Here is an 11,114-nt window from a genome sequence, read left to right on the forward strand (position 1 = left end):
TGCGACTGGGACGAGCGGCGATAGCATCAGCTCACCCGACCGTGGCATTGCTTGTATTTCTTGCCGGAGCCGCATGGGCAGGGCTCATTGCGACCGATCTTGCGGCCGTCACGCACGAACGGCCGGTGCTCTGCTTCGGCGTTGGCCTGGGGCTGCGACTCTTCCAGCGGCGCTTCCGGGTCGCCGCCCTCGAAGCCCTCGAAGACTTCGTGCTTGAACTCGAAGCCGCTGTTGTCCGCCGGCGCTTGACCGGCCAGGTCGTCTCGGGAGCCGCCCGCTTGGATCTCGAGCTTCGAGAGCGTGGTCACGACATCCTGCTTGATGCTCTCCAGCATCCCAGAGAACATCTGGAAGGCCTCGCGCTTGTACTCCTGCTTCGGATTGCGCTGAGCGTAGCCGCGCAGATGGATCCCCTGACGCAGATAGTCCATCGCGGCCAGATGGTCCTTCCACTGGGTATCCAGGGTCTGCAGCATCACCGCCTTCTCGATCTGGCGCATATTCTCGGCACCGACCAGGGCTTCCTTCTCGCGATAACGCTCGAGCAGGGTATCCTGGATCCGCTTGCGGAGGCTCTCCTCATGCAGATCGTGATCCTGGTCCAGCCATTGCCTCAGCGGCCACTCCCCGCCGAAGTGGGTGGCGAGGGCCTCGCTTAAGCCAGGCACATCCCACTGCTCCTCTAGACTTTCTGGCGGAATGAAGCCGTCGATCAGACCCTTGAGCGCATCGGCGCGCATGGCATCGACGGTATCCGAGACGTCCGTGGCATCCATGAGATCCCGGCGCTGGCGGTAAATGACCTTGCGCTGATCGTTGGCGACGTCGTCGTAGTCGAGAAGCTGCTTGCGGATGTCGAAGTTGCGCCCCTCGACCTTGCGCTGAGCATTCTCGATCGCCTTGGTGACCCAAGGGTGCTCGATGGCCTCGCCGCGCTGCATCCCGAGACGCTGCATCATCTTGCCCACCCGGTCGGAGGCGAAGATGCGCATCAGGTTGTCTTCGAGCGACAGGTAGAAGCGCGACGAGCCAGGGTCGCCTTGGCGCCCTGAGCGGCCTCGCAGCTGATTGTCGATACGGCGCGACTCGTGCCGCTCGGTCCCGACGACGTGCAGGCCACCCGCCGCGATCACCTGCTGGTGGCGCTCCTTCCACTGCGCCCTGATCGCGTCGCGATCGGCATCCGGCCCGGTCTCGTCGAGCTCGGACTCGAGATTGCCGCCCAGCACGATATCCGTTCCGCGACCCGCCATGTTGGTCGCGATGGTGACGGCGCCCGGACGTCCCGCCTGGGCGATGATGCCGGCCTCGCGCTCGTGCTGCTTCGCGTTGAGCACCTCGTGCGGGATGCTCTGCTTGTCGAGCAAGCCGGACACCAGCTCCGAGGTCTCGATCGAGGCCGTGCCAACCAGGACAGGCTGGCCGCGCTTCACGCAGTCCTGAATGTCCGCGATGATGGCCTCGTACTTCTCGTCTTGCGTCAGGTAGACCAGGTCGCCCATGTCGTCGCGAATCATGGGCTGGTTGGTCGGAATGACCACGACCTCCAGGCTATAGATCTGCTGGAACTCGTAGGCCTCGGTGTCCGCCGTGCCCGTCATCCCCGACAGCTTCGGGTAGAGGCGGAAGAGGTTCTGGAAGGTGATGGAGGCCATCGTCTGGTTTTCAGGCTGGATGGGAGCCCCCTCCTTCGCTTCGACAGCCTGGTGTAGACCCTCCGACCAGCGCCGCCCCGGCATGGTGCGGCCGGTGAACTCGTCGACGATGATGACCTGACCGTCGCGCACGATGTACTCGACGTTCTTCTGGAAGAGCGCGTGAGCCCTGAGCGCTGCATAGACGTGATGCATCAGGACGATGTTGCTCGGGTCGTAGAGCCCGGCCCCTTCTTCGAGAAGACCGGTCTCGACCAGCATCTGCTCGACGTGCTCGTGCCCCTCCTCACTGAGATAGACCTGACGGAGCTTCTCGTCGACCGAGTAATCGCCGGGGCCGAAATCTGGCTGCCCTTCCTCGTTGGTAATCGGATCTTGCCGACTGAGACGGGGAATCAAGCCGTTGATCTGCTTGTAGAGCTCCGTGCTCCCCTCCGAAGGCCCGGAGATGATCAACGGGGTGCGTGCCTCGTCGATCAGGATCGAGTCCACCTCGTCGACGATGGCGTAAAAGGGGTCGCGCTGGGCACGTTGCTCCTGCGCGAACGCCATGTTGTCGCGCAGATAGTCGAAGCCGAACTCGTTGTTGGTGCCGTAGGTGATGTCGGCGGCATAGGTCTCGCGGCGCGTGGCCGGCCTGAGGTGACGATAGCCGCCGCTCCCGTTCGGCTCGAAATCCGGATCGTAGAGATAGGATGCCGAATCCGGCCCCATGCCGCCCGAGGAGTTGATGACACCGACGGACAGCCCCAAGAACCGATACAGGGGGCCCATCCAGGCAGCATCGCGGCGCGCCAGGTAGTCATTGACCGTGACGACGTGCACCCCCTTTTCGGGAAGCGCGTTGAGGTAGGCGGCCAGGGTCGCGACCAGGGTCTTGCCCTCGCCTGTGCGCATCTCGGCGATCTTGCCGTCGTTGAGCACCATGCCGCCGACCATCTGGACATCGAAGTGGCGCATCCCGAGCACCCGTTTGCCGGCCTCGCGGACCACCGCGAAGGCTTCGGGGAGCAGACTATCGAGATCCGCGCCGGCACTGAGCCGCTGGCGAAATTCATTGGTCTTGCCGGCGAGGGCCTGGTCGGACAGCTGCGCCAGCTCGGGCTCGAGCGCGGTGATCCGCGCAACCGTCTTCATGAGTGTCTTGACCAGCCGCTCGTTACGGCTGCCAAAGAGCTTCCTAAAGATGCGTGTAACCATCGAATGAGAATTGGGCTGTCGCAGAAATCGGCGGATGATACCGGATTTCGATGACGAAGGTGGGAAGGCGTTTCTTCAGGAGAAACGCCCGCACGTTGAAATCAGCTATCCAGGTCCGAGCCAGTGGAGGCGATTGCTTGCCGTGGCTTGGAGCGCAGATAGGGCATGGGGTTGATCGCCTTGTCGCCGCGCCGGACTTCGAAGTGGACATGTGGCCCGGTCGCGGTACCAGTCGCTCCCACGGTCGCGATCTTCTGCCCCTGACGGACCAACTGCCCCTCTTTGACGAGATTTCGCGAATTGTGGGCATATCGGGTTATCAGGCCATCGATATGACGAATATCGACGACATTTCCGTAGCCGCCCTTGCGTCCGCTGAAGGCGACGACACCATCGGCGACGGCGAAGATCGGCGCACCGCGCGGACTGGCGAAATCGACGCCATCGTGGAAGAGGCGCACCTTCTTGACCGGATGAACCCGGAAGCCGTAGTTGGAGGAGACATAGCCAGAGCGAACGGGCCAGCCCGCGGGCAGTGCCTTGCGCGCCAGGTCCTTCTCCACGATGAAATCCTGAATCAGGTCCAGCTTACGCTCGCGGTCCTGGATCAAGGCGATCACGTTCGTCAGCTCGCTTGCAAGCTCCTTGATCGTGTAGTCTTTGACCGCCCCCTGATCGGGCCCACCTTGAGGTGGAGGGTCTTCAAAGTCGAACTCCTCCGGATTGAGCCCGGACATCTCGACAAGCCGCTCACCGAGCGCGTCGAGCCGCGTCAGTCGAGCTTGCATCTCCCCAAGACGGACGACGACCGCATCCATGTCATCCGAAGCTCGCGGCTGGGCCTGGGGACGACTGGCGACCTCGTCGGCATGGGGGCGCTCGATGGTGATGCTCGCAACGCTAGGAGCTGCCGCATAGCGCCCGACCCAATACCCGAGCGCCACCCCGGTCAAGGAAAAAGTCAGGACGGCAAGAATGATGATGACGGCATGCCCGCGACTCGCTCGAGCCATGTCTCTATGACGCATGATTTTCTCTGCTGCTGATCGATCGTGGTTGGTGCACGCACGCGCTTCTGACGGAGTCAGAAGCGAAGGCCGCGACGCCCCGACACCCTTGGAGGTCAGCGCAAAGCCACATCGCTGTCGATACGACGGCTAGCTAGGAGGTGCCTGGTGTGCGTACGCGATTTTCGCATATTCGAGATTTGCTGAAGACGAGCAAGGCGGCCCGCCCCTTACTGGACCAGGTGCGTCAGGATTCGCAACTTCGCGACGCCGTGCGGGAATCGCTCCCCTTGACGCTCAGACCGCACCTCGCTGACGCCATCATAAACGGAGCGACGGTCACGATTTTATTCGATTCGCCATCTTGGCAGACCAAGGGGCGATTTTTTGCCGATCGAATCATCGCGTCATTGAGGGATAGAGGGATAGAGCACGCCACATTCAGGGCGCGCCCCAAATCAGGAGCGGCCGCACCAGGGCCATCCGCCCCTCCGGGGAAGCCACGCCTATCGAGCCTTGTCGTCGCACACCTCTACGAAGCCGCGGATCATCAGAGCGACCCTCAGTTGAGCGAGGCGATCAGAAGGATCGCGCGCCATCACGATCAGAGCGCACCCACTGAGGCAACCTAGAGGGCGGGCACTGGCTGGGCGTAGCAGATCGGCGCGGCAGCGGAATCCTCGTAAACCACCTCCTCCCAAGCGGATTCATCTGCCGCGAGGGCGCAGAGCAGCCGGTTGTTCAAGGCGTGACCGGACTTGTAGCCGTAGAAGGAGCCGATCAGCGTATGGCCCAGGAGATAGAGGTCGCCAATCGCGTCCAAGATCTTGTGCCGCACGAACTCATCATCATAGCGCAGCCCCTCTTCGTTCAAGACCCGGTACTCGTCGACGACGACCGCGTTGTCCAGGCTTCCGCCGAGCGCCAGGTTCTGTTGGCGCAGCGCCTCGATCTCCCGCAAGAACCCAAAGGTGCGTGCGCGACTCAGCTCTCGCACGAATGACGTCGTCGAGAAGTCGACTTGCGCCTGGTTCGTCTCGGCACTGAACGCAGGATGATCGAAATCGATCGCAAACGCCATCTTGAAGCCGTTGTAAGGCTCGAAGCACGCGATCTTGTCACCATCGCGTACCTCGATCGGACGCTTGATGCGAATGAAGCGCTTCGCCTTTCCTTGCTCTTCGACTCCCGCCGACTGCAAGAGAAAGACGAAAGGCGCGGCACTCCCGTCCATGATCGGCACCTCGGCCGCGCTCAGATCGACATAGGCGTTGTCGATCCCCAGACCGGCAAAGGCCGCCAATAGATGCTCGACCGTTGAGATCCTCACGCCTCCCTCGACCAAGGTCGTGGAGAGGCGCGTATCACCCACGGTGAAGGGCGTCGCCTTGATCTCGACCGGGGCATCCAAGTCGAGACGCCGAAACCGGATACCGGTATCTGGTGCAGCCGGCCGGAGAGTCAGCTCGACCTTTTCGCCCGTGTGCAAGCCTACACCGGTGGCCCGGATCACATTTTTCAAGGTACGCTGCTTGAGCATCGATCGGGACCCCCCTTAGCAATCCCCGCCGGCATATTCCGAGCATCAGCTCGCCCAACCGCGTCTATCACCACACCAGCGCAGCCAGGCCTGGCCAAGAATACGCAGGCTACAGGTTTGCGCTGAGCCACGGACGACGCTGAGGACTTTCGGTAGGCTAAGCCTAGGGTTTTCCCGAAAATTTTTCAAGCTCTACTTCAAATAAAGCAGGATCTCCTTGTTTCAAAAGGATTCTTCAATAAAGGGAAACCCCTGATCAGTCGGCCTGACGGCGCAAGAATGCCGGGATGTCCAAGTAATCGAGATCACTTTCCTCCGAAGACTCAGAAGATGTCGCCGCACCACCCTTACGATAAATGGCGGGGCGCCCAGCCATTTCGCGATAGTCCGGGGCGGCGTCATCGCTCTCTCCGCTGACCAGGCGCATGGCAGGCTCGCCGCTCGGGCGCTTGACAGAGACACGCCGCTCGCCGAGCCCTGTCGCCACGACGGTGACCCGCAGCTCCTCTTCCAGCTCGGGGTCCACAACAGTACCCACGACAACGGTGGCGTCATCATCGGCAAAGTCCCGAACGGTGTTGCCGACTTCGTCGAACTCGCCGATCGTGAGGCTGAGACCGGCGGTGATGTTGACCAAGATCCCCTTGGCGCCGGCAAGGTCGATATCCTCGAGCAGAGGGCTCTTGATCGCGGCTTCGGCGGCCTCGCGGGCGCGATTCTCGCCGCTCGCGGAGCCGGTGCCCATCATGGCGACTCCCATGTTCGACATGACGGTCTTGACGTCCGCGAAGTCGACGTTGATGAGACCGCGGCAAGTGATCAGCTCGGCGATTCCCTGGGTGGCGTTGAGCAGCACATCGTTGGCCGCCTTGAAGGCATCGAGCAGGCTCATGTCCTTGCCCAGAACCGCGAGCAGCTTCTCGTTGGGAATGGTGATCAGCGAATCGACGTGATTCGCCAGCTCCGAAATCCCTTCCTCGGCGATGCGGCGGCGCTTGGCGCCCTCGAAGGGGAAGGGCTTGGTCACGACGGCGACGGTCAGCACGCCCAGCTCTTTCGCGACCTGCGCGACCACGGGGGCCGCTCCCGTTCCGGTGCCGCCACCCATGCCGGCCGTGATAAAGACCATGTCGGCGCCGTCCAAGGCCTCCTGAATGCGGTCCTTGTCCTCGACGGCGGCGCCGCGGCCGACCTCGGGGTCCGCGCCCGCGCCCAAGCCTTTGGTGATGCCGGCACCCAGCTGCAGGATGGTCTTGACGTTCGAGCTCTTGAGCGCCTGCGCATCCGTGTTGGCGCAAATGAAGTCGACGCCTTCGATGGTCGACGCGACCATGTGGTTGACCGCGTTGCTGCCACCGCCACCGACACCGATGACCTTGATGACGGCATTCTGGCTGTGGGTATCCATCAATTCGAACATGATCTCTCTCCTCAGGCGCACCTGGTACGCCACCTTAGAAAACTGAATGCTCTTGACCGCACGGACTAACCGTACAGCCACCCCCGACTTTGACCGAGGTGCCAGTCGACCCCGATCCGAGACCACCTACAGCGACCTCTGCTGCCGATGGAGCCCCACAAGCTGATGCCCCATCGTTCGCTGGCAACTGGAAGCAGCAACATCGACCATGCTTCCAACATCAAAAAATCCTTCGGCTCTCCAAGAGCGCGGGCTCTCGGTGACCGCCGACAATCATCTAGAAGTTCCCTTGGAACCAGCTCTTCAGGCGCGCCAGCGTCGCCCTGAGCCCGAGATTCTCGGCCAGCTCCGGCCGGCGCGCGAAACGATGCTGGCGCGCGTACATCAGCAATCCCACTCCCGTCGAATGGATGGGGTTGCTGACGACCTCCTCCATCCCGATGACGTGGCTCGGCACGCCCAGTCGCACCGGCATATGAAAGACCTCTTCGGCAAGCTCGATCAGGCCCTGCATCTTCGCACTGCCGCCGGTCAGCACGACGCCCCCGGCGACGAGATCCTCGAAGCCGCTGCGCCGCAGCTCGTTGTGCAGCAAGGTCAGCAGCTCCTCGTATCTCGGCTCGACCACCTCGGCCAAGGTCTGCCGCGAAAGCCGGCGCGGCGGACGGTCGCCGATACTGGGAACCTCGATGGTGTCGCCGTTCGCGGCGAGCTGAGTCAAGGCGCAGGCATGCTGGACCTTGATCTGCTCCGCGTGCTGGGTTGGCGTGCGTAGCGCGACCGCGATGTCATTGGTGACCTGGTCGCCAGCGATCGGAATCACCGCGGTGTGCCTGATAGCGCCATCCGTGAAGACCGCAAGATCCGTGGTTCCACCACCGATATCGACCACGCAGACACCCAGCTCCTTCTCGTCCTCGCCCAGCACAGAGTAGCTCGAGCTGAGCTGGGCCAGCACCAGATCATCGACCTCCAGGCCGCAGCGCCGGATGCATTTGATGATGTTCTGCGCCGCGCTCACCGCCCCCGTCACCATGTGGACACGGGCCTCCAGGCGCACGCCGCACATCCCGATCGGCTCGCGGATTCCCTCCTGCTCGTCGATGATGAACTCCTGCGGCAGGATGTGCAGGATCTTTTGATCTGCGGGGATGGCCACGGCCCGTGCGGCATCGATGACCCGGTCGACATCGGCCTGAGAGACCTCGACCTCCTTGATCGCCGTGATGCCGTGCGAGTTGAGACTCCGGATATGGCTGCCGGCGATACCGGCATGCACCGAATGGATCTCACACCCAGCCATCAGCTCGGCCTCTTCGACGGCACGCTGGATCGACTGGACGGTCGACTCGATGTCGACCACGACACCCTTCTTGAGCCCACGGGACGGATGTGTGCCAAAGCCGATGATCTCGATCTGGTCGTCGTCCTTCAGCTCGCCGACCAACGCGGCGATCTTAGACGTGCCAATATCCAGACCGACCAGCAGACTCTTATCGTTGCGTCGCGACATCCAGTATTAACCTCGGTTGCCCGATCGCGCGATGCGATCGCTGTGCGCACGCAGCTCGGAGCCCGTGCGCGATGCCCATTTCACAGAGAAGCCGTTGCTGTAGCGCAGATCGACGATTTGCGGCTGTCCCGCCGCCTCGATCTGCGGCGCACTCGCAATGAAGCGGGCGAGACGCACCTCCACGGCCCCGGTCCCAAGCCGCAGCTCGGTCCCCATCACCAGCTCGAGACGCCAGTCACCCCGTGGGTCCACGGACAGCGTCTGGATCAAGTGACCGGCCAGCATAAGATCGTCCCGCCACTTCAGATAGCGCGACGTGACCTCGGGAGCCCGCTCGTCATCGCCCTCGAGCAGCGGCAGGCCGGCGGGCACGGCCCCGCCCGTCGGGCGAAAGACGATGCCTTCCGCAGTCACGAGCCCGTCGGCGTTCCAGCGCGCGATGGGACGATGCTCCGCGACGCGCACCTTGATGGTGTCCGGCCATACCCGACGCAGGCTCGCGTGCCCGACCCAGGGCAGATCCTCCGCGAGCGCCTGCAGCGCTTCGAGGTCCGCGGTGAGAATGCCCCCGCGCAGGCGCTCGCTCAGACGCTCTTGCAGCAAGCGCGAGGAATGATGATGGAGCTCACCCTCCACCTCGATCAAACGGATGGGCAACAGCCGTGACTCCCATTCTCCGAGCAGCCAGATCGCGGCCCCCATCGCCAGGAAGGCGAGCGCGCCAACTCCAGCGCGCAGCCGCGCCGCATTGATGAACGGCTTCTCGGCCCTTGGTTTTCGCTTGCGCTCAGCCATGCTCCAAGCTCGCTTCCAAGATCCGCATGACAAGGGCGTCGAAGTCGATGCCAGCCGCGCGCGCGGCCATGGGCACGAGGCTGTGATCCGTCATGCCCGGCACCGTGTTGATCTCCAACAAGTGCGGCTGACCGGATTCGTCCAGCATCATGTCGACACGCCCCCAGCCGGAGGCACCCACGACATCGAAGGCGTCGAGCGCCAACTGCCGCAGCTTCCGCTCGATCGCCTCATCGAGACCGCTCGGGCAGTGATAGCGCGTCGTCGTTGCCCGATACTTCGCGTCGTAGTCGTAGAAAATGTTCGGCGTCTCGAGGCGAATCATCGGCAGGGCCTCGCGCCCCAGGACGGCACAGGTCAGCTCGGCGCCCCGAATCCAGCGCTCGGCCAGCACCAGGGCATCGAATTCAGCGGCCGCCCGCCAGGCCTGCTCGAGCGCGTCCGCCGTTTCGACCCGAGCCATGCCGATGCTCGAGCCCTCATGGGCAGGCTTGATCATGAGGGGAAACCCCAAGGCCTCCGCCATCGATAGATCCTCGGCCGCCCTCAAGACGACGGAATCCGCCGTCGGCAGGCCTGCGCCGGCCCAGACCAGCTTGGTCCGGTACTTGTCCATGCCGAGCGCGGACCCCATCACCCCGGATCCCGTGTAGGGCAGACCGATCGTCTCCAGGGCGCCTTGAATCTGACCATCCTCGCCGCCCCGCCCATGCAGGACGATGAAGGCCCGGTCGAAGCCTCCCGAGATCAGTGTCTCGAGCCCGTCTTCGGCAGGGTCCAAGGGCTGGGCATCGACGCCGCAGCGCAGCAGCGCCTCGAGCACCGCCCGACCGCTGTTCAGCGAAACCTCGCGCTCGGCGGCTCTGCCCCCGAGCAGCACGGCCACCTTGCCCAGTCTCCGCACCCGCTCAGCCATCGCCATGGTCATAGCCTCTCCCCCGCAACGCGCCTGACCTCAGGAATCAGCCGGATCCCCGTCCCAAGCTCCACGGCGTCACGGACGTGGTCGATCAAGGCGCTGATATCCGACGCAGTCGCGTCCCCAGTGTTGATAATGAAGTTCGCATGCTTCTCGGAGACCTGAGCACCGCCGATCCGACAACCTTTCAGGCCCAAGGCCTCGATGAGCCTAGCCGCATGATCGCCCGGCGGATTGCGAAAGACCGAGCCGCAGCTCGGCAAGCCGATCGGCTGCCTCTGCGCGCGCTCGTCCAGCAGCGCGCGCATGCGCGTCATGCCTGCCTCGCCATCGCCTCGGGCCAGGCCGAGCTCGGCGGCGGCGAACCATTCGCCGCTCGGTCCCGAAACCTGGCGATAGCCTGGCGAGAAGTCCGCAGCATCGCGCTCGCGGATGACCCCGCCTCGATCGATGGTCCATAGACGGCGCACATGCGGCCAGGTCTCACCACCCCAGGCGCCCGCATTCATCGCCAGCGCCCCACCGAGGGTCCCGGGAATTCCGGCCAGGAATTCCACGCCGACCAAATCGTTGCGGGCCGCGAATCGCGCGAGCTTCGCGCAGCTCACCCCGGCCTGCGCATGGATGCGCCCAGGCTCGTCGAGTCGCATCGCCGTCAGGCAGCCCTGCGTCAAGATGACGGTTCCGGCAAAGCCCTCGTCGCCGACCAAGAGATTGCTGCCCAGGCCGATCCACAGCAACGGCTCGGCCGGGCTCAGCTGACTCAAAAAGACCGCCAAATCCTCCAGATCCGCCGGCCGGTAGAGCCGACGCGCCGGACCGCCCACACGCCAGCTGGTGTAGCCGGCCAAGGACTCCTGCTCGCGGAGCTCGCCTCTCAGGGCTGTGCTCGGCATCGCCATTGTCTCAAGGCCTCACAGCAGGGTCGGCGGCCCGCGCGAGCGCAAGCCTGCCGGCTCGCGCCGCATCGCTGCGCAATCGCCGCATGGCCGCGACCGCATCGCCCGCGGTGGCGCCATTGAGGACCGTCAGCGACTCCCCGCACCCCATCGACAAACGATGCAC

General features: G+C 63.8%; 8 protein-coding genes. All 8 read right to left on the minus strand.

What is annotated here, in order from left to right; all coding sequences use genetic code 11:
• Window positions 1–26: 26 nt before the first annotated feature.
• On the minus strand, window positions 27–2,855 hold the full coding sequence (gene secA, locus G3446_RS08740; RefSeq protein WP_164452450.1) for a preprotein translocase subunit SecA: 2,829 nt from the start codon (window positions 2,853–2,855) through the stop codon (window positions 27–29).
• A 101-nt stretch (window positions 2,856–2,956) separates the two neighbouring features.
• Window positions 2,957–3,883 carry a M23 family metallopeptidase gene (locus G3446_RS08745; protein ID WP_164452451.1) on the minus strand — a complete coding sequence of 309 codons (927 nt, stop codon included), beginning with the start codon at window positions 3,881–3,883 and terminating at the stop codon, window positions 2,957–2,959.
• Window positions 3,884–4,490: 607 nt separating this feature from the next.
• The gene (gene lpxC / locus G3446_RS08750; protein ID WP_164452452.1) at window positions 4,491–5,402 is read right to left on the minus strand and encodes a UDP-3-O-acyl-N-acetylglucosamine deacetylase; all 912 of its coding nucleotides are present in this window, start codon (window positions 5,400–5,402) and stop codon (window positions 4,491–4,493) included.
• 256 nt (window positions 5,403–5,658) lie between these two features.
• Complete coding sequence (gene ftsZ, locus G3446_RS08755; protein ID WP_164452453.1) at window positions 5,659–6,822, minus strand: cell division protein FtsZ; 1,164 nt, start codon at window positions 6,820–6,822, stop codon at window positions 5,659–5,661.
• 277 nt (window positions 6,823–7,099) lie between these two features.
• Window positions 7,100–8,335, minus strand: a complete 1,236-nt coding sequence (ftsA, locus tag G3446_RS08760; RefSeq protein ID WP_164452454.1) for a cell division protein FtsA — start codon at window positions 8,333–8,335, stop codon at window positions 7,100–7,102.
• Between the two features lie 6 nt (window positions 8,336–8,341).
• A complete protein-coding gene (locus G3446_RS08765; protein WP_164452455.1) occupies window positions 8,342–9,130 on the minus strand; it encodes a cell division protein FtsQ/DivIB in 789 nt (262 codons plus the stop codon).
• Window positions 9,123–10,052 (minus strand): D-alanine--D-alanine ligase, encoded by a 930-nt coding sequence (locus G3446_RS08770; RefSeq protein ID WP_280818794.1) that lies wholly within the window; start codon window positions 10,050–10,052, stop codon window positions 9,123–9,125. The genes G3446_RS08765 and G3446_RS08770 overlap by 8 nt, the downstream gene beginning before the upstream one ends.
• A gap of 2 nt (window positions 10,053–10,054) precedes the next feature.
• On the minus strand, window positions 10,055–10,945 hold the full coding sequence (murB, locus tag G3446_RS08775) for a UDP-N-acetylmuramate dehydrogenase (protein ID WP_425338384.1): 891 nt from the start codon (window positions 10,943–10,945) through the stop codon (window positions 10,055–10,057).
• Between the last annotated feature and the right edge of the window lie 169 nt (window positions 10,946–11,114).

This window comes from Thiorhodococcus minor (assembly GCF_010820565.1).
Classification (GTDB): Bacteria; Pseudomonadota; Gammaproteobacteria; order Chromatiales; family Chromatiaceae; genus Thiorhodococcus; species Thiorhodococcus minor.

Coding starts and splice junctions, on each gene's coding strand:
- secA (WP_164452450.1), bottom strand. CDS start 2,855: ATGGTTACACGCATCTTTAGGAAGCTCTTTGGCAGCCGTAACGAGCGG.
- G3446_RS08745 (WP_164452451.1), bottom strand. CDS start 3,883: ATGCGTCATAGAGACATGGCTCGAGCGAGTCGCGGGCATGCCGTCATC.
- lpxC (WP_164452452.1), bottom strand. CDS start 5,402: ATGCTCAAGCAGCGTACCTTGAAAAATGTGATCCGGGCCACCGGTGTA.
- ftsZ (WP_164452453.1), bottom strand. CDS start 6,822: ATGTTCGAATTGATGGATACCCACAGCCAGAATGCCGTCATCAAGGTC.
- ftsA (WP_164452454.1), bottom strand. CDS start 8,335: ATGTCGCGACGCAACGATAAGAGTCTGCTGGTCGGTCTGGATATTGGC.
- G3446_RS08765 (WP_164452455.1), bottom strand. CDS start 9,130: ATGGCTGAGCGCAAGCGAAAACCAAGGGCCGAGAAGCCGTTCATCAAT.
- G3446_RS08770 (WP_280818794.1), bottom strand. CDS start 10,052: ATGGCGATGGCTGAGCGGGTGCGGAGACTGGGCAAGGTGGCCGTGCTG.
- murB (WP_425338384.1), bottom strand. CDS start 10,945: ATGCCGAGCACAGCCCTGAGAGGCGAGCTCCGCGAGCAGGAGTCCTTG.